This window comes from Thiobacillus denitrificans ATCC 25259 (assembly GCF_000012745.1).
In the GTDB taxonomy this organism is placed as follows: Bacteria; Pseudomonadota; Gammaproteobacteria; order Burkholderiales; family Thiobacillaceae; genus Thiobacillus; species Thiobacillus denitrificans_B.
Map to the genome: position 1 here is coordinate 2,552,614 of NC_007404.1, position 22,375 is coordinate 2,574,988.

Here is a 22,375-nt window from a genome sequence, read left to right on the forward strand (position 1 = left end):
TCAGTCACCCATCCCCATGACGATGTAGCCGGTCGGGCAGACGTCGGCACAGATGTGGCAGCCGATGCACTTGCCGTAGTCGGTATCGACGTAACGGCCCACGGTCGGGTTGTCCTTCTTCTTGACCTTGAACACGGCCGTCTGCGGGCAGTACACCACGCAGTTGTCGCATTCGAAGCACTGGCCGCAGGACATGCAGCGCTTGGCCTCGGCGACCACGTCCTTCTCCGACAGCGCGTGCAGACGCTCTTCGAAGTTGCCGAGCGCACCTTCCTTGTCGAGCACCGTCACTTCACGGATGTGGCGCGCTTCGTTGGGGAAGTGGCCGAGGAACAGCTCGTTGTGCGGAATGACGTGACGCTGCGAACGGTCCTCGAAGTTGTGCAGGATGTCCTTGCGCTCGGACGTGCCCCAGATCTGACCCTTGACCTCGCTGTACTCGTGGCCGGATTCGAGCCACTTGCGGATTTCGTCGAAGTGGTGAACGTCGACCTTGGGACGCTTGTCGAGCTCCTTGCCTGCGAGGAAGGCGTCGATGCCGTCGACGGCGATCGAGGCGTGGCCGATCGCGGTCGTCAGCAGGTGCGGACGGATCACGTCGCCACCGACGAAGACCTTCTCGTTGTTGGGGAAGCGGTAGTTCTTGTCGGCCTTGATCAGGCCATTGTTGTTGTTGAACTGCTCGAGGCCGGTGAAGTCGACGCCTTGGCCGATCGCAGACACGATCAGGTCGGCCGGCAGATCACGCTCGGTGCCTTCGACGATCTTGGTTTCCTTGCCTTCCATCACGAAGTCGGCGACGCGCAGTGCGGTCGCACGGCCATTGGCGTCGACGACGACGGAGACCGGGGTCACGCCGCCGATGATTTCGATGCCTTCCTGCTGGGCGTGCTCGACTTCATGCTTGTTGGCGGCCATCTTGTCGACCGTGGCACGCGACACGAGCACCACTTCGGCACCCTCGCGGGCGGAAATCGACGCGACGTCGGAAGCCATGTGGCCCGCGATCACGGCTTCGGGACGGTCATCATGGGTGCCAGACTTTGTGACATTGCCGAGGCGGCGCGCAACGGTCGCGACGTCGATCGAGGTGTCGCCACCACCGATCACGACGACGCGGTTGCCGACGTGCTGCAGACGACCTTCGTTGAAGGCACGCAGGAACGCGACGGCGGTCACGCAGTTCGGCGCTTCGGCGCCGGGAACGGGCAGCGGACGACCCGCTTGCGCGCCCATCGCCATGAAGATGGCGTCGTAGTTCTTGTCGAGCTCATCGAAGCTGATATCCGAGCCGACGCGCGTCTTGAGGCGGGTCTCGACGCCCAGCGCGATGATGCGGTTGATTTCCGCGTCGAGCATTTCACGCGGCGTGCGGAAGCCCGGGATGCCGTAGCGCATCATGCCGCCGAGCTCTTCGTGCTCGTCGAAAATGGTCACGCCGTGTCCACGCAGGCGCAGCTGGTAGGCGGCCGCCAGACCGGCCGGGCCGGCGCCGATGATCGCGATCTTCTTGCCGGTTTCGGCAGCGGTCGACGTGTAGGCCATGTTGTTTTCGATGCCCCAGTCGCCGATGAAGTGCTCGACCGAGTTGATGCCGACATGGTCTTCGACCATGTTACGGTTACAGCCCGATTCACACGGAGCGGGACACACGCGGCCCATCACGCCCGGGAAGGGGTTGGCTTCGGTCACGCGGCGGAAGGCATACTCCTGCCAGGTCACGCCTGCTGGCGGCTTCTCGATGCCGCGCACGATGTTGAGGTAACCGCGGATGTCTTCACCGGCCGGGCAGGAACCCTGGCAAGGCGGCGTGGAGAGCATGTACTCTGGGCACTTGTGCGTCCAGCTCGACTGGAAAATGCGGTCCTGAGCCGAACGGATGTTCGCTTCCGACTCGCCATCCTTGTAGCGACGCCACGTCATGCCTTCGGTCTTTGCTGCTTTGTTCGTCGTGACAGCCATGTTGGTTCTCCTAACGCCTACGAATTGAATAAGTTGTCAAATATGGTCAGTCGAGCTTGATCGCCTTGCTGACCAATTGATGCACCCCGCCCACCATGCTCATATCGAAGCCGTACTTGGGCAGAACCTTGGTGAATTGCGCCTTGCAGATCGCGCAGATGGTCGCCATGAAGTTCACCTGGTGTTCCTTCACCACGTTGTTCAACGCCGTCATGCGCGGCATGGCGCCCTTGACGCGGACTTCCATCAGATCGTCGGTCAGCAGGCCGCCGCCGCCGCCACAGCAGAAGGTCGATTCGTAGATCGTCTCCTCGGCCATGTTGTGGAAGTTGTTCGCCACCGATTGGATCAGTTCGCGCGGGATCGCGAACTGCCCGCCGGGCTCGTCGCCCATGCGCGACGCACGCGCGACGTTGCACGAATCGTGATAGGTCACGACGAGATCGTCGTTCGCCGAGGGGTCGACCGCGATCTTGCCCTGCTTGATCAGATCGTTGGTCAGTTCGCAGATGTGCTGCGGCTGCGGGTAGTTCGGGTCGAGCTGCTTCTGCAGTTCGATCGAGAACGGATCGTTGCCGCCGTAGCCGATGCCGGTCAGCGTGTTCCAGAAGCTGTACGCGACGCGCCAGGCGTGGCCGCATTCGCCGACGACGATACGCTTGACGCCGAGTTCGAGCGCGGCGTCGCGGATGCGCATCGCGACCTTGCGCATGGTCTCGTAGTTGCCGTTGAAGAGGCCGAAGTTACCGGCTTCCGACGCGTGCGACGACAGCGTCCAGCTGATGCCGGCGGCGTGGAACACCTTGGCGTAACCGATCAGCGACTCGACGTGCGGCTCGGAGAAGAAGTCGGCAGACGGCGTGACCAACAGCACTTCGGCGCCCTGCACGTCGATCGGCAGCTTCACCGGCACGCCGGTGTCGGCCTCGATGTCCTCTTCCAGACCTTCGAGCGTGTCTTCCAGCGCGGGGCCGGGCAGGCCGAGGTTGTTGCCGATCTTCTGCACCTTGCCGAGGATTTCGTTCGAGTACTTCTGACCCATGCCGACGTGGTTGAGGATCTCGCGGCCGGCCATCGTGATCTCGGCGGTGTCGATGCCGTACGGGCAGAACACCGAGCAGCGACGGCACTCGGAACACTGGTGGTAGTAGCTGTACCAGTCGTCCAGCGTCTCCTTGGTCAGATCCTTGGCGCCGACCAGCTTCGGGAACAGCTTGCCCGGGGTCGTGAAATAGCGACGGTAGACCTGACGCATCAGATCCTGGCGCGCGACCGGCATGTTCTTCGGGTCCGACGTGCCGAGATAGTAGTGGCATTTGTCGGTGCAAGCGCCGCAGTGGACGCAGGCGTCGAGGAACACCTTGAGCGAGCGGTATTTGCCCAGCAGGTCGCCCATCTTGTCGATGGCGCGCTCTTTCCAGTCTTCGCTCAGTTCGTGGGGGTAACCCATGAAATCCTGAACGGGCTTCGGCGCGAGGAACGACTTGGCGTGCGCCATCGAGCCTTCCCTTATCTTGGGAACTTCGATGTCGTCCTTCAGTTCCGGAACGTCAAATTCAGCAGCCGCCACGTGAGAGTCCTTTGTCCTTGCTTAAATGCGCGTCGATCGCTCGACGACTCAATTGCCTTGATCCAGCCTCGCAGCCCAGGCCGCGACGTGGCGACGTTCGCGCGGATTGTCGGCCTGGTTGCGGGTCGGGCTGAAGAACAGGCCGGGCGCGTGCAACAGCTTGCTGATCGGAAAGATCACCATCAGCAAGGCCACCAGCGCGAGGTGGACCAGCAGCGCCGGGTCCTGCGGCAGGGGCTGGATGTCCAGATACATGAGCCCGAGGAAGAAGCCCTTCAACGCGATGATGTCGGTGTGCGTAACGAAGGTCATCATCATGCCGGAGAGGCCGATCGCGAGAAGCAGCACGAGCATCAGGTAATCCGACGGCGTCGAGATGTAGCGCACGCGATCGACCAGGAAACGCCGCGCGAGCAGGCCGCCCAAGCCGATGACCATCATGATGCTGGCGTATTTGCCGAAAGGCTGCAGGATGTCGACCCAGAACCAGACCGGCTGAGTGAAGTAGCGCAGGTGACGCAGCAGGACCAGCAACAGACCGAAATGGAAGAGCCAGCCGAACACCCAGATCCACTTGTTGGACTTGAACAGGGATTCGAACAGCACGACTTCCTTGGCCATCCGGTAGATGACGCCCTTCTGGGTGGTCGGCGCCGGCGTGGTCGGGATTTTCAGCGGCGCAGGCGTGCGGCTGTAATCAAAAATCTTGTAGACCAGGCCTGCCACCAGCAACAGCGTGGCGATGTAGAACATCCCGGCGTAAATGATCGTCACAGTAGACAAACCTATCCCCTAACAACGTTTTGTTTGCAAATCGAACGCGAACCGAATTCGATTTGGAAACAAGCCGGAATCGGCGCCGTCCGCTAAGCGGACGGCCCGATGGCTACAACTTCTTAGATACAGCCGGTCGGCTTGGGCAGGCCAGCGATCTTACAAGCCTGCTTGGCGGGGCCGTAGGGAAACAACTCGTACAGGTACTTGTTGTTGCCCTTCTCGGGGCCGAGCTTCTTGCCGATAGCCTTGGTCAGAACGCGGACAGCAGGTGCGATCTGGTACTCGGCGTAGTACTCACGCAGGAAGTTGACGACTTCCCAGTGGCTGTCGGTCAGTTCGACTTTTTCTTCGACGGCCATGTACTTGGCGATGTCTTCGTTCCACTGCGACAGGTCGACCAGATAGCCTTCTTCGTCGACTTCGACTTCCTTACCGGCGATGTTCACCATGGGCATAGCAATACTCCTTTTGTTAAGTTACAGCCAAGACTGACAGTTGCGGTGTTCTGCGACCAGATCCACAAAACCGCCGTAATCCACGACATTGACGCCGTCCAGTACGCGCCCGGCCATGCCGCGCGCCGCCAGATCGGGACCGAGTGCGTAAATCTTGAGGTCAGCTGCTGCTGCCTGGATTTTCGCCGCCACCGTGTTGCCCTTGGTTGCGGCGTAGACCGCGTCCTCGATCAGCAAAACGGCAGAACCCTTGGTGGCCAGGCGCAGGCAGCTTTCCAGCGAGCCGCGCTCAGAGGCCGATTTATTCACGATATGCAGCATGTCTGTCCCCTTAGAAGCTGATCACGACGTCTTGCTCGTCCATGAGATTCTTCATCTCATCGTCGGAGAGAACGCTTACGTCGACAATCAGATCATCCTCGGTCAGGCCACGCGCTTCCATCGAGGAGCGATCGACGTAGAGTTTCTCGATGTCGTAGCCTTCCAGCGCACGATAGGTCTTCGAGAAGTCCTTGACCTCGATGCCCTTGGTGTCGATGCCCTTCATCAACTGGTAGATCCCGTCGTCGGTGAACACCAGGCTGACGTCCTGATCGAAAGCAGCCGTAATCAGGACCACTTCCAGACCTTCCAGCGCGTACACGGTACCGTGAGGCGCCTTGCGGTTCAGGAACATGAATTTCTTGACGACGCCGGAGCCGTCTTCCATCTCATCCATATCGCTCATCTCGCTATCCCTTAATCACCGAACGTCACGAGACGATCGTACTGAATGCCCATCTCGACCAACTGACCCAGTCCGGAGATCCGGAATCCGGGGGCAAGGAGTTCGTCCTTGATGCCGCGACGCAACGCTGCTGCCACGCACACCACCAGATCGATCCCATGCTCTTCGGCCAGTTTGGACCAGCGCGTAGTGACGTTGCGATCGTCCTGCGGGGGCTCGCCCATGCGCGTGGAATTGTTCACGCCGTCATGGTAGAAAAAGATACGCGGTACTTTGTGACCCTTCTCGATCGCGGTGCGCGCGAAGAGGTATGCGGAGTCACTGGCCTGATGGTTGTAAGGCCCTTCGTTTACAAGAATGCCGAATTGCATGGCTACTCAAACTCCGAAAAATCCAGTCATTGTTATCGGGGACTCGCCGGAGCCACAATGGCTCCGGCGAGCGTGACTGCCTCCCAGCCCGCTCAGAAGCGGATGTGCGCAGACGCGTTCAGGTTGTAGCGGCCACCGCGCCAGTTATCGATGTGATACTTGGTGAAGGGCAGACCGGTCTTCTCGAAGAACGCGGGCCAACCGATACGGTCGATCCAGTCGATCATGCGCTCCCACGGCTTGCCGTCTTCCTTGTAGGTCGCGAGGATCTTCTTGACCACTTCGGCGACTTCGGGCCAACGCGGGGCGTTGTTCGGCAGGCCGGCAGCGACCAGCTTGTGGAAGGTCGGCTTGGAGCGGGCGTTCGAGTTCTTGCCGCCAACCCAGATCGCGATCTTCGAGTGCTCGGGATCGTTGATCTGCATCGGCGGGCAGGGCGGGAAGCAGGCGCCGCAGCAGATGCACTTCTTCTCGTCGACTTCCAGCGAGGGCTTGCCGTTCACCAGAGCGGGACGGATCGCAGCAACCGGGCAGCGGGCAACGACGGACGGACGCTCACACACGTTGGCGACCAGATCGTGGTTGATCTTCGGCGGCTTGGTGTGCTGGACGATGATGGCGATGTCAGCCTGGCCGCCGCAGTTGATTTCGCAGCAGGAGGTCGACAGCTTGACGCGGTTTGGCATCTCGCACTTGACGAAGTCGTCGTACAGCTCGTCCATCAGCGCCTTGACCACGCCGGAGGCGTCGGTGCCGGGGATGTCGCAGTGCAGCCAGCCCTGGGTGTGGGCGATCATCGACACCGAGTTCGCGGTGCCGCCGATGGGGTAACCCTTGTCGGAGAGCGCCTTGATCAGCGGCTCGACCTTGGAACCGTCGGCCACCATGTATTCGATGTTGGAACGCGCAGTGAAACGCACGAAGCCGTCGCCGTATTGGTCGGCGATGTCAGCCAGTTCACGGATCGTGTAGTGATCCATCTGACGCGCCGTACCGGCCTTGACCGTCCAGATCTCATCGCCGGACTCAGCACGGTGATACAGAACACCCGGCTTGGGGTGGCTGTGGAAAGCCCACTTGCCGTAGTTCTTCACCATCACGGGGTGCATGTAGGGCATCGGATCGGGCGCGCCGGATTCGATGGGCGGACGTAGTTCAGCCATGTTATATCTCCAACTGGTTAATGCACGGCCCCCGTGTCATCGGGGGCCGGGTTAGGCGAAAACTTAAGCAGCGGTCTGCTTGTACTCGTTCCACTTCTCGACTTGCTCGTCCCAGTCGTCCGAACGGAAGTAGGGGTTGGAACGCGGCGCGCTGATCATGTTGGGGTCGACCGGGATGTCCAGACCTTCGAGGAAGTTGGTCAGGCCGATACGCTCGATCATCTCGCCGGTACGCTCGTGCTCCAGCGCGTTTTCCGCGAAGAAGTCGATGATGTTGCGGGCCAGATCGTTCAGCTTCTCGAAATCCTCTTCCGACTCGAGCTTCATGAACGGGATCACGACGGTGCCCATGGTCGCACCGATCTTCAGCACACCCTTGCCGCCGACGAGGATGCTCACGCCCTTGTCGACACCGGGACGCAGGCCGCCGGGGATGACGTTCAGGCAGTGCATGCAACGCACGCAGTTCTTGTTGTCGATGCACAGCGTGTTGCCGTCACCCAGGTTGGCCGCGGACACGGTCTCGCTCGGCGCAAACTTGTCGCTCGCAACGAGGGTGATCGCCTTGGTCGGGCACTTGCTGATCACGTCGTTGACCAGGTCGTTCATGCCGTGGGCCTTGTAGTAGGCCTGGACCTGCTCTTCGTTGACGCGGATGTTGTCGCGCCAGGTGCCGATCGTCGCCATGTCGGAGCGCTGGATCGCGTTCACGCAGTCGTTCGGGCAGCCCGAGAACTTGAACTTGAACTTGTAAGGCAGCGACGGACGGTGCATGTCGTCGAGGTTGTTGTTGATGACGGTGCGCAGCGCCTTGGCTTCGTCGAAGCAGGACATTTCGCAGCGCGCAGCGCCGACGCAGGACATCGAGGTGCGGAGCGCGGGACCGGCGCCACCGAGGTCGAAGCCCATTTCGTTGAACTCGTCGAAGGCACGCTGCACATCGGCAGTCTTGATGCCCTGGAACATGATGTCGCCGGACTGGCCGTGGAAGGCGATCAGGCCCGAACCACCGGTCGCGGACCAAGTGTCACACATCTTGCGCAGCAGATCCGAAGTGTAGTGCATGCCGGCAGGCGGCTGGATGCGCAGGGTGTGGAATTCGGCAGCCTCGGGGAACAGGGGCTGGTGGTTTTCGTCCTTCAGTTCGGTGAAACGCGGGATCACGCCGCCGCCGTAGCCGAACACGCCGACCGTGCCGCCCTTCCAGTAGCCGAACTTGGTCTTGTACGACGTCTCGAGCTGACCCATCAGGTCGACCATCATGTCGTTGTCCTTGGCCAAACGCTTCAGCCCGGTCACGAAGCTGGGCCACGGGCCTTTCTCGAGCTCGTCCAGATTGGGCGTATCAATCATTTGCTTTGCCATTGTTCTCTCCTAGAAAATTTTCGAAATGCCCGCTCAGCCGGCAGCTCAACGGTATTCGAGCATCGTATTGGTTCGGGGACCGCGCGGCCATCATTCTCATGGGTAAACCTGCTAACCCCTTGCGGTAGGACGATACCTACCCGAAGGGAGTAGGCGGGTTTCCCCAACGCGGTAATGCCCTATTCCGGCGAAGAGTGCGACATTAGGCGCCGGTCGGGGGCAGTCCGCAGCAATCGATAAGAGTATTAAAATATTGTTGCACACGCAAGCCCCTGGCCCGAGCAGGGTCGAGGAGCCGGAGCATCGGCGGAACGGCCCGGAACAACGTGATCAACGAAGCGCCAACGCGAGACCCCATGCCTGAAATCACTCCTCTCGACAAGCTGCGACTGCCGTTCGGCGGCCAGGAAATCGAATTCCAGCACCTGACCCACGAGTCCGGCGGCGTGCCGTTTCTGCGCATCCGCATCCGCGAGAACAAACGGTTCACGATCTTCGACGTGGACCCGGTCAGCGCTCAGGCCTGGGCCGGGATCATGGGCGCCTGGGCAAAGGCGCACGCAGGGGAGGTGCCGTGACCTGGGGCGGCTGGCCGGAAGACAAGCCGGAAGAATATACGCCGCGCCTGATCGACCTGCAGTTCGAGCTGGCCGGCTCGACGATCCCGGCCGACAACGCGCAGATGCTCTGCGACGCGCTGCTCGGCGTGTTGCCATGGCTCGGTGAGGATCCGGGCAGCGGCATTCAGCACCTCAAGGGCGCCGCAACGAACAGCGGCGACACCGTGCTCAACATCAACCGGCGTACCCGGCTGTTCATGCGCGTGCCGAAGACCCGCGTCGACGACATGCAGCGGCTGATTGGCGAGCAACTCGACCTCGGCGGTCACGCCCTGCGGATCGGCAGCTTCAAAACGCGTGACTTCAGTCCTTTTGCCAACATTTACGCCCACTTTATTGACACCGGCAGCGCCACTGAAGAACAATTCGTGCAGGACGTGATGCGCGAACTGGACAGCCGCTTTCAGTTGCGTTGCGGTTTCATCTGCGGCAAACAGCAAACCCTGCAAAGCGCATCGGGGCCCCTGTTCGGCCACAGCCTGATGTTGCACGACGTCCCGCCGCACAAGTCGCTGCAACTGCAGGACGAGGGCCTGGGGCGAAACCGTCTGTTGGGCTGCGGGATCTTCATCCCGCATAAATCCATCGCGCCGGTCATGCCGGCAATTCTTTGAAAATCAATTACTCAACTCGAAAGGAGAGATCATGCCCTACGTTGTGAATGGCGAAGAACTGGAAACCGGCGAAGAGGACTTCCTGCTGGAAGCGAACTTCAGCGACGACGTCCCGCCCGTCATCGCCGCCAACGAGAAGATCACGTTGACCGACGACCACTGGATCGTCATCAACTGGCTGCGCGAGCGCTACAAGGAAGACGGCTCGACCCCGAACTTCCGCAACATGGTCAGCATGCTCGATGAGGAGTATCCGGGCAACGACTGGAAGAAAAAGCTCTACGAGCTGTTCCCCAACCAGCCGGCCCGCCAAGGCTGCCGCGTCGCCGGTTTGACCAAGCCCTACGGCAAGGGCGGCTACTGATCCAGGCGCCAGGATCTAGGGGCTAGGGGCTAGGGACAGGCATGCCTGTCCCATTATCCCTGGCCCCTAATTCCTGTTTCCTGATTACCGACCCATGTTCTCCAACACCCTCGTCAGCACGGAAGACCTGGCCGCGCATCTCGACGACCCGAACTGGGTCGTGCTCGACTGTCGCTTCACGCTCACGGACCCCGGAGCCGGTCGCGAGGCCTATGAGAAGGCCCATGTCCCGGGCGCGCGCTACGTGCATCTGGACGAAGACCTGTCCGCACCGCCCGGCGAAAAGACCGGCCGCCACCCCCTGCCCGACGCCGAGTTGCTGAACGAGAAGCTCTGCCGGTGGGGCGTCGGCGTCAACAAGCAGGTCGTCGTCTACGATGACAGCTTCGGCTCGATGGCGGTGCGCCTATGGTGGCTGATGCGCTGGCTTGGCCACCCGGGTGTCGCGCTACTCGACGGCGGCTACCCGAAGTGGACGCGCGAGAAGCGCCCGGTCAGCGCCGACGTGCCCGCGCCGCACAAGGCCGCCTGCGCCTGCCTGCCCGAACCGAGTCAGGTCGTCACGGCCGACGAAATCCTGCGCGCCTCGCAGACCGGCGAGCAGCTGATTCTCGACGCCCGTCCCGACCGGCGCTTCAGCGGCGAGTACGAGCCGCTCGACCCGGTCGCCGGCCACGTTCCTGGCGCGATCAACCGGCCGTTCGAGGACAACCTCGACCTCGACGGCACTTTCCAGCCGCCCGAGGCGCTGCGCGAGGAGTACCAGGCCCTGCTCAAGGGCCGCGCGCCCTGGCAGGTCCTGCACATGTGCGGCTCGGGCGTCACGGCGTGCCACAACGTGCTGGCGATGGAAATCGCCGGCCTGCCGGGCTCCCGCCTTTACCCCGGTTCGTGGAGCGAATGGATCACCGATCCGTCGCGCCCCGTCGCCACAGGAGAATAAACATGGTCAAACCCGTACGTGTCCGCACCGTTTGGTTCAAGAAGGACGGCGAGCGCAGCGCCGAGGAAATCGCCACCGCGGTCGCCTCGACCGTCTGGCGCGTCGCCGACAAGGCCGTCGACAACCTGGGCCGCGAGAACTACGACATCATCACGCCGGCGCGCGGCTTCAAACTCATCGCCGAATTCGTCGCCTTCCTCGCCCACTACTGCGACCGCATGGCCTATGCCTCGCTCGCGCCCGAGCGCCGCGTCGCGGTGCTGCAGGCGATCAGCACCCGCCTCGGCGAGGTCATGGAAGAAAACATCATTAGCGTCGTCGGCCCGGATCCGAGCCGCAACTACAAGGCCGAGTTCATCGACTTCCTCAATCGCCGCTTCGGCGACTACGCCGAATTCGAATTCCCTGACGACGAGAAGGCGAGCTTTCCAGCGCTGCGCTTCCTGGGCCTGCAGATCCGCGAGGAAATGGGCGACAACGACAAGACCTGGATCATGGACCAGATCATGGACATCGAAATGCCCGAAATGATGGGCACGGTGAGGAAGAGCTTCAAGGGCCTGCTGTCCGACGCGCCGGTCAAGCGCGGCTTCGGCTCGCCCGACATGCTGCCGCCGGAATAAGCTTGCGCGGCTCTCCCTTCGACCTCGGCAACGCGTCGGCCTACCGCGCCTGGCGCGACGCCAAGCTCGCCGCCTATCCGCGCAGCGCCGACGAACTCGTCGTGCCGCTCGCCGACCCGCGCCAGTTGACGGCGGCCGAGACCGCCGCACTCGCAGATCGCTGCGGACGCGCCAACATGGCGATCTACAGCGCGCCGCATCTTCCCGCTGCCGACAAGTCGCTCGCCAGCGAACTCGCGCGCCAACTCGGCCTGACCCGGCTCGAAGGCAATTACCTCGCCGACGAGGACGGGCTCTCGAGCATCACGCCGGCCGGCGACGAAGGCACCGTGCGCGGCGACTACATCCCCTACACGCACAAGCCGATCAACTGGCACACCGACGGCTATTACAACGCGCTCGACCGGCGCATCCTCGGCATGACGCTGCACTGTGCACAGGACGCCGAGGCAGGGGGCGAGAACGCGCTGCTCGATCACGAAATCGCCTACATCCAGCTGCGTGACACCGATCCCGACTATGTCGCCGCACTCATGCAGCCCGACGCGATGACGATTCCGGCGCGCATGGACGAGAACGACATCGCGCGTCCCGCGCAGAGCGGCCCGGTGTTCGCGGTCGACCCGGACCAGGGCTTCCTGTACATGCGCTACACGGCCCGTACCCGCTCGATCGTCTGGAAGGACGACGCGCTCACGCAATGCGCAGTCAAAGCGCTCACCGAGATCCTTGCCGGCTCGCCCTACATCCTCAGCGCACGGCTACGGCCCGGTATGGGCCTCGTCTGCAACAACGTGCTGCACACACGCAGCGCGTTTTCCGACTCGCCAGGGCGTCGCCGCCTGCTCTATCGCGGGCGTTACTACGACCGCCTCGACTTCGCCGCGCGCGGCCGGGGCCGCGGGTAAAGTAGAATAGCGGTCTCCTGTTTCGGCCTTCCGCCGTCGTCATGCAGCTGCTCACCCTCGGGGTCAATCATCACACCGCACCGCTCGCGATCCGCGAACAGGTAGCCTTCGGGCCCGACAAGCTCGTCCAGGCGCTGCATGAACTAACCCTGAGCAAGCGCGCGTCCGAAGCCGCGATTCTGTCGACCTGCAACCGCACCGAGCTTTACGTCAACACCGTGTCGCCCGACGCGCTCTCGCAGTGGTTCGCCGACTTCCATCATCTCGACGTGCGCGAACTCGCGCCCTATCTCTACACGCTGCCGCGTGAAAAAGCCGCGCAGCACGCGTTTCGCGTCGCGGCCGGGCTCGACTCGATGGTGCTCGGCGAGACCCAGATCCTCGGCCAGATGAAGCAGGCGGTCGCCGCCGCCGAGGAAGCCGGCACGCTCGGGCTGCTGCTGCACAAGTTGTTCCAGCGCACCTTTTCGGTCGCCAAGGAGGTCCGCAGCAGCACCGAAATCGGCGCCAACTCGGTATCGATGGCGGCTGCCGCGGTGCGGCTCGCCGAGCGCATTTTCCCGAGCGTCAAGGAACAGGCCTGCCTGTTCATCGGCGCCGGCGAAATGATCGAGCTGTGCATGACTCATTTCGCTGCCCAGCATCCGCGCCGCATGACCGTCGCCAACCGCACGACCGAGCGCGCGCGCCCGCTGGCCGAGCGCTTCAACGCGGGCGTGATCCCGCTGACCGCGCTCCCGGACGAAGTCGCCGCCTACGACATCATCATCACCTCGACCGCGAGCCCGCTGCCCATCCTCGGCAAGGGCATGCTCGAGCGCGCGATCCGGCAGCGCCGCCACCGCCCGATCTTCATCGTCGACCTCGCCGTGCCGCGCGACGTCGAAGCGGAAGTCGCCGACATGAACGACGTCTTCCTCTACAGCGTCGACGACCTCGGCCAGGTGGTGCGCGAGGGAATGGACAACCGCGTCGCGCAGGTCGCGCAGGCCGAGGCGATCATCGAGACCAGCGTCGCGAGCTTCATCCACTGGATGGAGGGACGCGAGCTCGTTCCGGTCATCCGCGGCCTGCGCGACGCCGCCGAGCGCCATCGCCGCCACGAACTCGACAAGGCCCACAAGGCGCTCGCGCGCGGTGACGATCCCCACGCGGTGCTCGATGCGATGAGCCACGGCCTCGCGAACAAATTCCTGCACGCGCCGACCCACGGCCTGAGCCACGCCACGCCCGAGGAGCGCGCCGAACTGGTCCGCCTGATCAGCCAGCTCTACGGGCTGCACCCGGAATGAAGGCGACGCTCGCCGACAAGCTCGCGCGCGCCGACGAGCGACTCGAAGAGCTCGACGCCCTCCTCGCGCAGCCCGAGGTCGCGGCGGACATGGACAGTTATCGCAAGCTCACACGCGAGCACGCCGAGCTGTCGCCGGTGGTGGGCCTGTACCGCCAGTACAAGCAGGTCGAGGCCGACCAGAAGACCGCGCAGGAGATGCTCGCCGACGCCGACATGCGCGAGCTCGCCGAGGCCGAGCTCGCCGACGGTGCGGCACGCATCACCGAGCTCGAAAACGAACTACAAACCGCGCTGCTGCCGCGCGACCCCAACGACGAACGCAACATCTTCCTCGAGATTCGCGCCGGCACAGGCGGCGACGAGTCGGCACTGTTCGCCGGCAACCTGCTGCGCATGTACACGCGCTACGCCGAGCGCCAGCGCTGGAAGGTCGAAATCGTGTCCGAGAGTCCCGGCGAAGTCGGCGGCTACAAGGAAGTCATCGTGCGGATCGTCGGCGAGGGCGCTTATTCGCGCTTGAAATTCGAGTCCGGCGGACATCGCGTGCAACGCGTGCCGGAGACCGAATCGCAGGGCCGCATCCATACCTCGGCCTGCACGGTCGCCGTGATGCCCGAAGCCGCAGAGGTCGGCGAGGTCGACATCAATCCGGCAGACCTGCGCATCGACACCTTCCGCGCCTCGGGTGCGGGCGGCCAGCACATCAACAAAACCGATTCCGCGGTCCGCATCACTCACCTGCCGACCGGCCTCGTGGTCGAATGCCAGGACGACCGCTCCCAGCATCGCAACCGCGCACAGGCCATGAGCGTGCTTGCGGCGCGGCTCAAGGACCGCGAAATCCAGGCCCAGCAGGCGAGTGAGGCGAGCACCCGCAAAAGCCTGATCGGCAGCGGCGACCGCTCGGACCGCATCCGCACCTACAACTTCCCGCAGGGCCGCATCACCGACCACCGCATCAATCTCACGCTCTACAAGATCGATGCGGTGATGGACGGCGACCTCGGCGAACTGCTCGACGCGCTCGCCGCCGAGCACCAGGCCGCGCAGCTGGCGACCTTGTCCGGCGAGGGCTGAGCGATGACCGGGCACGCGGCCACCGTCGCTGGCCTGCTCGACGTCGCGACCGACCGAGTCGGCCGCGCGCTCGGGCTCGACAAGCGCGAAGCCCGGCTCGAAGCCCGCGTGCTCGCCGCCCACGCCTGGCAGGTGACGCCGGCCTGGCTCATCGCGCACGACACCGATGTGGCGACGGCGCCGCAAACCGCCGCCTTCGACGCGCTGCTCGCCCGGCGCCTGGGCGGCGAACCGATCGCCTACATCGTCGGCGCGCGCGAGTTCTACGGGCGCAGGTTCGAAGTATCGCCCGCGGTATTGATTCCACGGCCGGAGACCGAACTCCTCGTCGAGTTGGCGCTCGCACGGATCCCGCCCGACGAGACGACCACGGTGCTCGACCTCGGCACCGGCAGCGGCTGCATCGCGATCACGCTGGCGCTGGAGCGCTCGCGGGCGCGCGTGACCGCGGTCGAGCGCTCGCCAGCTGCGCTGGCGCTCGCCCGCCGCAACGCGCAAACGCTCGGCGCCAGCGTCGAATTTTCGGCCGGCGACTGGTTCAGCGACCTGACGGGGCGCAGCTACGACCTCATCGTCGCGAACCCGCCCTACATCGCCGACGCCGACCCGCATCTCGCCCGAGGCGACCTGCGCCACGAACCGGTCGCCGCGCTGGCCTCTGGTGCGGATGGACTCGACGAGCTGCGGCGGCTGATCGACGGGGCGCGCGACCACCTGCGGCGCCCTGGAATGCTGTTGCTGGAGCACGGCTACGACCAGGCCGACGCGGTGCATGCGCTGCTTCGCAGCGGCGGCTTCGCCCGCCCGCGCTGCTGGCATGACCTCGCCGGCAACCCGCGCGTGAGCGGCGCGGAATTGTCGAAATAATTTACAGGTGCCCGGCATGGCTTGCGTCCAGCCCACCGCCCCGCACGCGCCCGCGGGCTTCGCCAGCCGGCATCGAGATGCTGGTGCGATTCTTGCTGGTAACCGGACGAATCCTAATAATGACTGAGGCTAGCCATGTCTAACCGCGACCCTGAGACCTCCAGCACTGCCCCTGCTGCCCCGCAGATCGACGCCGTCAACGAGTCCCGCCGCAGGCTGACGGGCGCAGCGCTGGGCGCATCGGCGATCTTCACGCTCGCGAGCCGTCCGGTGTGGGCGAACCAGTGCACGATTTCAGGCATGGCCTCGGGCAATCTGTCGCAGCCGGGCGGCGTCATCTGCGCCGGCTGCACGCCGGGTTACTGGCTGAACCACCCGCTGAACTGGCCCTCCGACTTCCGACCGGGAACCTGCCTGCAGTGCGAGGCGACGGGCAGCGGCAACGTCTGCAGCGAATGGGACAACGACGGCACGCGTTTCCCCTTCCCCGGCGCGCTGCGCGACGCGGGCAAGACGATGATGCAGGTGCTCGCGATGAACGGCAACGAGGATCCCTATCAACTCGGCGCCCACGCGATCGCAGCGCTGCTGAACTCGGCGGCCCCCTACCCGGCGAACTACAGCTACGGCTACAACACACGGGACATCTACGACCTCTGGAACCGATACGCGGCCACCGATCCCGAGGGCCTGAAGAACATGTTCCAGTCGCTCAATGAACGCGTCTGCCCGCTCGGCAACGAGGGCGACGCGCAGCAGTGCACGGTCAGCCTCGACGGGCCCAAGCCCGGCAAAAAGCGATAAACTCGGAACGCTTTGTCCGTACCGACCAAAAAAGGAGCCGCCGTTCACGCTGATGGCTGGCTCTTAAAATCCTGGGACAACGAGGCCGTTCTGTTCAATACCGCCTCGGGCGACACCCATTACCTGAGACCGCTGACGCTGGCGCTGTACGAGACCTGTCGTGACCATCCGGGCTACACCGTGAGCGAACTCACGAGCGCCCTGGCCGCGCGACTCGGCGTCGCCGAAAGCGCGTCCTTCCGCGAAGCGGCCGAAGACACGTTGCACCGTCTGCACGAAATCGGCCTGCTGGAAACCGCATGAAGCTGCTGCAACTGCCGCGCACCGAACTGCGCCGGCAGCTCGCGGGCCCGGGCGTATGGATGCGTACCGGCCCGTTCTCGCTCAGGCTGCAGTCGCGCGTGCCCTTCGTCGCGGAAGGACTCGCCGAGCTCTACGGCCAGTTCGAGGTGCGCAGCGCACACGAAGCCTTCGCGGATTTCCATGTCTCGGTCAACGCGCCCGCCGGCGTGCGCCGCTGGCTGCGTCCGCAGGTGAGCTTTTATTTCGACGGCACGCAGCCGTTCAAGCCCCTGCCCCGCGACCAGGCGTTTCCGATGCTCGAATGGGGCCTCAACTGGTGCGTCTCCACCCAAGCGCACCATTACCTCATCATTCACGCCGCCGTCGTCGAGAAGAACGGCCTTGCGGCGGTCCTGCCGGCCCCCCCGGGCTCCGGCAAGAGCACGCTGACCGCCGGCCTCGTTCTGTCCGGCTGGCGCCTGCTGTCGGACGAACTCACCTTGATCCACCGCAAGACCGGCCTGATCCAGCCGCTCCCCCGACCGGTCAGTCTGAAAAACACGTCGATCGATGTCGTCCGCCGCTTCGACGCCGAGGCGTATATCAATCGCGCCTCGCACGATACGGTCAAGGGCACGGTCGCCCACATGCGGCCGCCGCGCGACAGCGTGCTGCGGCAGCACGAGGCAGCCCGCCCGGGCTGGGTCATCTTCCCGCAGTGGCAGGCCGGTGCGGCGACCACGCTGACCCCGCGCTCGCGGGCGCAGACCTTCATGTTCCTCGCGCAGAACGCCTTCAACTACAGCCATCTCGGCGCCGACGGGTTCCGCGCGGGCACCGCGCTCGTCGACCAGGCAGCATGCTACGACTTTCGCTACAGCGACTTGCACGAAGCCGTGCGCGCGTTCGATCGCCTCGCCGAAAGCCGCCCGTCCTCGCTGTCATGAAACGCCCCCCGCGCCCGCTGCTTGCCCACATTCTTCACACGCCCGAGGCCGCCGGGCGGCTGTCGATGGCGGACTGGGATACGCTCGTGCGGCAAGCCCGCGCCGCCGGTCTGCTCGCGCGGCTCGCGCATCGCCTGCGCGAGCACGGCATGGCAAACAGTCTGCCAGGCGTCGTGCGCTGGCATTTCGACGCGGCCGAAACGCTGGCCGCGAAGCAGCGAACCGCGGTGTGCTGGGAGCTACGACAGATCGCAACCGCCTTGCGCAGGCTCGGCGCCCCGGTCATCGTTCTCAAGGGCGCAGCCTACGTCGCCGCGGACCTCCCGGCTGCGCAGGGGCGGCTCTTCAACGACATCGACATTCTCGTACCGCGGACGGCGCTCGCCGACGCCGAATCGTCGCTCATGCTCGCCGGCTGGCACGCGACGGGGCTCTCCGAGTACGACAAACGCTACTACCGGCGCTGGATGCACGAGATCCCCCCGCTCAAGCACGTGCAGCGCGATACGGTGCTCGACGTCCATCACGCCATCCTGCCCGACACCGCGCGCTATCACCCGGATTCTGGCCTGCTGCGCAGCCGCATCGTCGCGGTCGAGTCGCTGCCGGGAATCCATGTGCTGAGCGCGGAGGACCGCATCCTCCACGCCGCCACGCATCTATTCCACGACGGCGAACTGCCGCATAGCCTGCGCGATCTGAGCGATCTCGACCTGCTGCTGCGCGACGTCGCCGACGATTTCTGGCCGCGCCTCGTCGCCCGGGCCGAGCAACTCGAGCTCGGCCGCTCGCTTTTTTACGCCTTGCGCTATCTGCGCCATTTCCTCGACACGCCGATTCCCGAGAGCGCGATCGCCGCACTGGCGCCCGCCGCACCCTCGGCCGCAATGCTCGCCGTAATGGATCGCGTGTTCATGCGCGCGCTGGCGCCGACCCACGCGAGCTGCGCCGACGCCTTCACGCCGGCGGCGCGCTTCGCCGCCTTCGTGCGCGCGCACTGGCTGCGCATGCCGATGCACCTGCTCGTTCCCCACCTGCTCCACAAGGCCTTCGTCAGTCCCACTCGCCGCACGCCGAAGACCGCTTGACGGCGATGGCCGCGTGCGTATAATTCCCGAGTATTCCACTCAGGTATTCAGGAGCGCTTCATGACCCCCCTCGATCGCATCCGCGAGCAAGTCACCAACAACGCCATCGTTCTGTACATGAAAGGCACGCCGCAGTTTCCGCAGTGCGGTTTCTCGTCGCGCGCGGCGCAGGTGCTGCAGGCCTGCGGCGTCAAGGATTTCCTGGCCGTCAATGTGCTGGCCGACCCTGAAATCTTCGAGAACCTGAAGTACTACGCGAACTGGCCGACCTTCCCCCAGCTCTACGTCAAGGGCGAACTGATCGGCGGGTCCGACATCATGATCGAGATGTACCAGAAGGGCGAAATCCAGAAACTGCTCGAAGAAGCGCAAACCGCCTGACCCGCGCGACGCCGACTTGAAACGCCGACCCTAGGTCGGCGTTTTTCATGCCCTCACCCCGGCTGCTCCGGGCTCGGCTCGTCGCCCCCCGCGCCGTCGAGGCCGAGTTCATGAATCTTGCGCGTCAGCGTGTTGCGGCCCCAGCCCAGCAGATGCGCGGCTTCGATGCGGCGCCCGCCGGTGTGGCGCAGCGCGACTTCGATCAGCGTTCGCTCGTAGGCGCGCGTGAGTTCGTCGAGTATCGCGGCCTCGCCCTGTGCGAGCCGGGCGCTCGCCTCGGCCGCCAGACTCTGCAGCCAGTTTCCGGCCGCCGGCTCGGCGCCCGCCTGCATCAGATCCGCAGGCAGATCGCCGACTTCGACGACCTGGCCCGGCGCCATGACCGTCAGGTAATGCGCGATGTTTTCGAGCTGGCGGACGTTGCCGCTCCACGGCAGGCCGACCAGCGCCTTCATCGCCGTGTCCGCAATGCCTTTCACCTCGACGCCAAGTTCGCGCGCGCTTTTCTGCATGAAGTGGCGGACCAGCAGCGGAATGTCCTCGCGCCGCTCGCGCAGGGCGGGCAGGCGCAGGCGAATCACGTTCAGGCGATGAAACAGGTCCTCGCGAAACAGGCCCTGCCGCACGCGCTCCTCGAGGTCCTGATGAGTCGCCGCGATCACCCTGACGTTGACCTTCATCGGCGTGTGGCCGCCGACGCGGTAGAACTGCCCGTCGGAGAGCACGCGCAGCAGGCGGGTCTGCAGGTCGGCCGGCATGTCGCCGATCTCGTCGAGGAACAGCGTGCCGCCGTCCGCCTGTTCGAAGCGTCCGCGCCGCTGGGCCGCGGCGCCGGTGAAAGCGCCGCGCTCGTGGCCAAAGAGTTCGGATTCGAGCAGATCGCGCGGGATCGCCGCGGTGTTGAGCGCGATGAACGGCCCGCTCGCGCGCGGACTGTGGCGGTGCAGCGCGCGCGCGACGAGTTCCTTGCCGCTGCCTGATTCGCCGGTGATCAGCACGGTGGCGTGGGAGTGCGCGAGCCGACCGATGGCGCGAAACACCTCCTGCATCGCCGGCGCCTGCCCGAGCATTTCGGGCACCGGCACGTCGCTGCTCGCCGGCACGTCGCGGCTCGCATTTTCGGTCAGCGCGCGGTTCACCAGATCGAGCGCCTGATCGACGTCGAAAGGCTTGGGCAGATATTCGAAGGCGCCGCCCTGGAAGGCCGCGACCGCGCTGTCGAGATCGGAATACGCGGTCATGATGATGACCGGCACCTTCGGCAGTCGCTCCTTCAGCGCCTGCAGCAGCTCGAGTCCCGACACCCCTGGCATGCGGATGTCGGAGAGGACGACGCTCGGCTGACTGCGCTCGAGTTCGCGCAGCGCGTCCGACGCCGAGCTGAAGGTCATGCACGCGATCGCCTCGCGCAGCAGGGCTTTTTCGAGCACCCAGCGGATGGAGCGGTCGTCGTCGATGATCCAGACAGGATTCGGTTTGGCCATGGTTCAGACGGGCAGTGGGAGAAAGATTGAAAACACGGTCCGCCCGGGGCGGCTTTCGCAATCGAGCGTGCCGTGGTTCTGCGAGACCAGGGTCTGCGCGACGGCGAGGCCGAGGCCACTGCCGCCTTCGCGCCCCGACACCAGCGGAAAGAAGATCTGGTCGCGAATGCTGTCGGGAATGCCGGGGCCGTTGTCGATGATCTCGACGCGCAGGCCCAGTTGATAGCGCCGACTCTCGAGCGTGATCTGGCGCGCGACACGGGTGCGGAACACCAGCTCGCCCGCGCCGCGCCCGTGTCCATTACCATGTCCGGCCCCGTTACCGTGCATGGCCTGCACCGCGTTGCGCGCGATGTTGAGCGTCGCCTGGATCAGCTGCTCGGCGTCGCCGCGGATTTCGGGCAGGCTGACGTCGTAGTCGCGGCGCAGCGTGACGCCGGGCGTTTCGGCGAGAACGAGGCTGCGAACCCGCTCGAGCACCTCATGAATGTTCACTGCACCGAAATGCGGCACGCGGTGCGGCGTCAGTAGGCGCTCCATCAGCGACTGAAGGCGGTCGGACTCCTTGATGATGACCTGGGTGTACTCGCGCAGGCTTTCCCGAGGGAGTTCGTGTTCGAGCAGCTGCGCCGCGCCGCGGATGCCGCCGAGCGGGTTTTTTATTTCGTGCGCGAGGTTGCGCAGGAGCTCGCGGTTGGCTTCCTGCTGAAGCCGCGCCTGCTCCAGCCGCGCGATGCGCAACTGCGGGTCGACCGCGCGCATTTCAACCAGCACGCCGTAGCGCGGCCGCTCGAGCGGCGAGACGCTGCAGCCGACGCGTATCGGCGGATGCCCGCTGGCGACGACATCGAGTTCGTATTCGACGACGGTTTCCTGCTGGGTGCGCGCGGTCTCGATCGCTGCCAGCAATTCGGGGCTGCGCTCGAAGAGTGTGGACGCCTCGGCGCCGACGAGGAGCACCCCGGACACGCCGAGCAGCGTCTCGGCAGCGGGGTTCAGATAGACGACCCCGCCCGCGCCATCGAGAATCATGGCACCCGTGGACAGGCAGTCCAGTCCGGCATACTCGGGGTAAGAGGGCGACGGCATGCTCATGCGCTCTATCGAAGCACTGATTGTGCCAGAGCCGAGCAACGAAGCCTCGCGCGCCCGGGTGCGGCGGTGCCGGCCGCCTTCGCTTTACTTCAGGTTGGCGAGTTCGCGCTGGATCGCCGAAACGTTCTGCTCGTGTTGTTGCACGGCTGCGCGCAGTCGCTTGACGCGATCGAGATAGCTCGCGTCGGTCGCGCGCTCGCCCGGCAGCATGCGCTCGCCGAGCTTGAGCTGCCGGCGGGCTTCGTCGGCGCTGTTGCGCTCGCCGGCGATCTCGTCCTCGAGAACCCGGCGCCGGACGTCGTCGCGCCGCTTCTGCGTCCCCGCATCGATGCGCGGAAAGTTGGCAGGGCTCGGCGAATACGACGCGCGGCGCGGGCCTTGCGGGCGGGCCAGCGGCGCTGGCGCGCCAGGCAGGTCGATGCGTTTCGCACCTTTTCGGTGCACGTCGGTGAACGTCACGTGGCCGTTTTCGTCGACGAACTTGTAGATCTCGGCGTGCGCGGGCGCGGCGAGAAACAGGCACGAGAGAAGGGACAGGGCGGTTCGCATGGGGCTTCGAGTGTAGCGTACCGCCTTGTTAACGGAAGGCGACCG

Annotated in this window: 26 protein-coding genes; 14 read left to right on the forward strand and 12 right to left on the reverse strand. The window is 64.7% G+C overall.

Annotated features, from left to right (window positions below):
- The 9 genes from TBD_RS12435 to dsrA all read right to left on the reverse strand — a co-directional run bounded on the left by TBD_RS12435 (position 1) and on the right by dsrA (position 8,390).
- Complete coding sequence (locus tag TBD_RS12435; protein ID WP_011312989.1) at positions 1 to 1,962, reverse strand: NAD(P)-binding protein; 1,962 nt, start codon at positions 1,960 to 1,962, stop codon at positions 1 to 3.
- Between the two features lie 46 nt (positions 1,963 to 2,008).
- The gene (gene dsrK, locus TBD_RS12440) at positions 2,009 to 3,532 is read right to left on the reverse strand and encodes a sulfate reduction electron transfer complex DsrMKJOP subunit DsrK (protein ID WP_011312990.1); all 1,524 of its coding nucleotides are present in this window, start codon (positions 3,530 to 3,532) and stop codon (positions 2,009 to 2,011) included.
- A 48-nt stretch (positions 3,533 to 3,580) separates the two neighbouring features.
- On the reverse strand, positions 3,581 to 4,306 hold the full coding sequence (locus tag TBD_RS12445; RefSeq protein ID WP_238376456.1) for a respiratory nitrate reductase subunit gamma: 726 nt from the start codon (positions 4,304 to 4,306) through the stop codon (positions 3,581 to 3,583).
- Positions 4,307 to 4,428: 122 nt separating this feature from the next.
- On the reverse strand, positions 4,429 to 4,764 hold the full coding sequence (locus tag TBD_RS12450) for a TusE/DsrC/DsvC family sulfur relay protein (protein WP_011312992.1): 336 nt from the start codon (positions 4,762 to 4,764) through the stop codon (positions 4,429 to 4,431).
- Between the two features lie 21 nt (positions 4,765 to 4,785).
- Entirely contained in the window at positions 4,786 to 5,085 is a 300-nt protein-coding gene (gene tusB, locus TBD_RS12455) for a sulfurtransferase complex subunit TusB (protein ID WP_011312993.1), read from the reverse strand.
- Positions 5,086 to 5,095: 10 nt separating this feature from the next.
- On the reverse strand, positions 5,096 to 5,491 hold the full coding sequence (gene tusC, locus TBD_RS12460; RefSeq protein WP_011312994.1) for a sulfurtransferase complex subunit TusC: 396 nt from the start codon (positions 5,489 to 5,491) through the stop codon (positions 5,096 to 5,098).
- A gap of 11 nt (positions 5,492 to 5,502) precedes the next feature.
- Positions 5,503 to 5,862, reverse strand: a complete 360-nt coding sequence (gene tusD, locus TBD_RS12465; RefSeq protein WP_011312995.1) for a sulfurtransferase complex subunit TusD — start codon at positions 5,860 to 5,862, stop codon at positions 5,503 to 5,505.
- 92 nt (positions 5,863 to 5,954) lie between these two features.
- Complete coding sequence (dsrB, locus tag TBD_RS12470) at positions 5,955 to 7,025, reverse strand: dissimilatory-type sulfite reductase subunit beta (RefSeq protein ID WP_011312996.1); 1,071 nt, start codon at positions 7,023 to 7,025, stop codon at positions 5,955 to 5,957.
- Positions 7,026 to 7,088: 63 nt separating this feature from the next.
- A complete protein-coding gene (gene dsrA / locus TBD_RS12475) occupies positions 7,089 to 8,390 on the reverse strand; it encodes a dissimilatory-type sulfite reductase subunit alpha (RefSeq protein WP_011312997.1) in 1,302 nt (433 codons plus the stop codon).
- A 356-nt stretch (positions 8,391 to 8,746) separates the two neighbouring features.
- Here dsrA and TBD_RS12480 point away from each other — a divergent pair, with 356 nt between their 5' ends.
- From TBD_RS12480 to grxD, 14 genes are all read left to right on the forward strand, one after another.
- A complete protein-coding gene (locus tag TBD_RS12480; protein WP_011312998.1) occupies positions 8,747 to 8,968 on the forward strand; it encodes a DUF6967 family protein in 222 nt (73 codons plus the stop codon).
- Positions 8,965 to 9,624 carry a type I-MYXAN CRISPR-associated protein Cas6/Cmx6 gene (gene cas6 / locus TBD_RS12485; RefSeq protein ID WP_011312999.1) on the forward strand — a complete coding sequence of 220 codons (660 nt, stop codon included), beginning with the start codon at positions 8,965 to 8,967 and terminating at the stop codon, positions 9,622 to 9,624. The genes TBD_RS12480 and cas6 overlap by 4 nt, the downstream gene beginning before the upstream one ends.
- 31 nt (positions 9,625 to 9,655) lie before the next feature.
- On the forward strand, positions 9,656 to 9,988 hold the full coding sequence (locus tag TBD_RS12490) for a TusE/DsrC/DsvC family sulfur relay protein (RefSeq protein WP_011313000.1): 333 nt from the start codon (positions 9,656 to 9,658) through the stop codon (positions 9,986 to 9,988).
- Positions 9,989 to 10,082: 94 nt separating this feature from the next.
- Positions 10,083 to 10,931 carry a sulfurtransferase gene (locus TBD_RS12495; RefSeq protein ID WP_011313001.1) on the forward strand — a complete coding sequence of 283 codons (849 nt, stop codon included), beginning with the start codon at positions 10,083 to 10,085 and terminating at the stop codon, positions 10,929 to 10,931.
- 2 nt (positions 10,932 to 10,933) lie between these two features.
- Complete coding sequence (locus TBD_RS12500) at positions 10,934 to 11,554, forward strand: hypothetical protein (RefSeq protein WP_011313002.1); 621 nt, start codon at positions 10,934 to 10,936, stop codon at positions 11,552 to 11,554.
- A 2-nt stretch (positions 11,555 to 11,556) separates the two neighbouring features.
- A complete protein-coding gene (locus TBD_RS12505; RefSeq protein WP_011313003.1) occupies positions 11,557 to 12,462 on the forward strand; it encodes a TauD/TfdA family dioxygenase in 906 nt (301 codons plus the stop codon).
- Between the two features lie 41 nt (positions 12,463 to 12,503).
- The gene (gene hemA / locus TBD_RS12510) at positions 12,504 to 13,754 is read left to right on the forward strand and encodes a glutamyl-tRNA reductase (RefSeq protein ID WP_011313004.1); all 1,251 of its coding nucleotides are present in this window, start codon (positions 12,504 to 12,506) and stop codon (positions 13,752 to 13,754) included.
- A complete protein-coding gene (gene prfA, locus TBD_RS12515; RefSeq protein WP_011313005.1) occupies positions 13,751 to 14,833 on the forward strand; it encodes a peptide chain release factor 1 in 1,083 nt (360 codons plus the stop codon). The genes hemA and prfA overlap by 4 nt, the downstream gene beginning before the upstream one ends.
- A 3-nt stretch (positions 14,834 to 14,836) precedes the next feature.
- Positions 14,837 to 15,700, forward strand: coding sequence for a peptide chain release factor N(5)-glutamine methyltransferase (gene prmC / locus TBD_RS12520; protein ID WP_011313006.1), 864 nt, complete (start codon positions 14,837 to 14,839; stop codon positions 15,698 to 15,700).
- 135 nt (positions 15,701 to 15,835) lie between these two features.
- Positions 15,836 to 16,504: a hypothetical protein gene (locus TBD_RS14365; RefSeq protein WP_011313007.1), complete on the forward strand. Its 669-nt coding sequence runs from the start codon at positions 15,836 to 15,838 to the stop codon at positions 16,502 to 16,504.
- 12 nt (positions 16,505 to 16,516) lie between these two features.
- The gene (locus TBD_RS12530; RefSeq protein WP_011313008.1) at positions 16,517 to 16,807 is read left to right on the forward strand and encodes an HPr-rel-A system PqqD family peptide chaperone; all 291 of its coding nucleotides are present in this window, start codon (positions 16,517 to 16,519) and stop codon (positions 16,805 to 16,807) included.
- Entirely contained in the window at positions 16,804 to 17,733 is a 930-nt protein-coding gene (locus tag TBD_RS12535) for an HprK-related kinase A (protein WP_011313009.1), read from the forward strand. The genes TBD_RS12530 and TBD_RS12535 overlap by 4 nt, the downstream gene beginning before the upstream one ends.
- Entirely contained in the window at positions 17,730 to 18,821 is a 1,092-nt protein-coding gene (locus TBD_RS12540) for a nucleotidyltransferase domain-containing protein (protein ID WP_011313010.1), read from the forward strand. Before TBD_RS12535 ends, TBD_RS12540 begins: the two co-directional genes overlap by 4 nt.
- Positions 18,822 to 18,881: 60 nt before the next feature.
- Positions 18,882 to 19,202: a Grx4 family monothiol glutaredoxin gene (grxD, locus tag TBD_RS12545; protein WP_011313011.1), complete on the forward strand. Its 321-nt coding sequence runs from the start codon at positions 18,882 to 18,884 to the stop codon at positions 19,200 to 19,202.
- A 53-nt stretch (positions 19,203 to 19,255) separates the two neighbouring features.
- Here grxD and ntrC read toward each other — a convergent pair whose 3' ends face one another.
- The 3 genes from ntrC to TBD_RS12560 form a co-directional block, all read right to left on the reverse strand.
- On the reverse strand, positions 19,256 to 20,686 hold the full coding sequence (gene ntrC, locus TBD_RS12550; protein ID WP_011313012.1) for a nitrogen regulation protein NR(I): 1,431 nt from the start codon (positions 20,684 to 20,686) through the stop codon (positions 19,256 to 19,258).
- Between the two features lie 3 nt (positions 20,687 to 20,689).
- Complete coding sequence (gene glnL / locus TBD_RS12555) at positions 20,690 to 21,781, reverse strand: nitrogen regulation protein NR(II) (RefSeq protein WP_011313013.1); 1,092 nt, start codon at positions 21,779 to 21,781, stop codon at positions 20,690 to 20,692.
- 84 nt (positions 21,782 to 21,865) lie between these two features.
- Positions 21,866 to 22,330, reverse strand: a complete 465-nt coding sequence (locus TBD_RS12560) for a DUF4124 domain-containing protein (protein ID WP_011313014.1) — start codon at positions 22,328 to 22,330, stop codon at positions 21,866 to 21,868.
- Positions 22,331 to 22,375 lie beyond the last annotated feature (45 nt).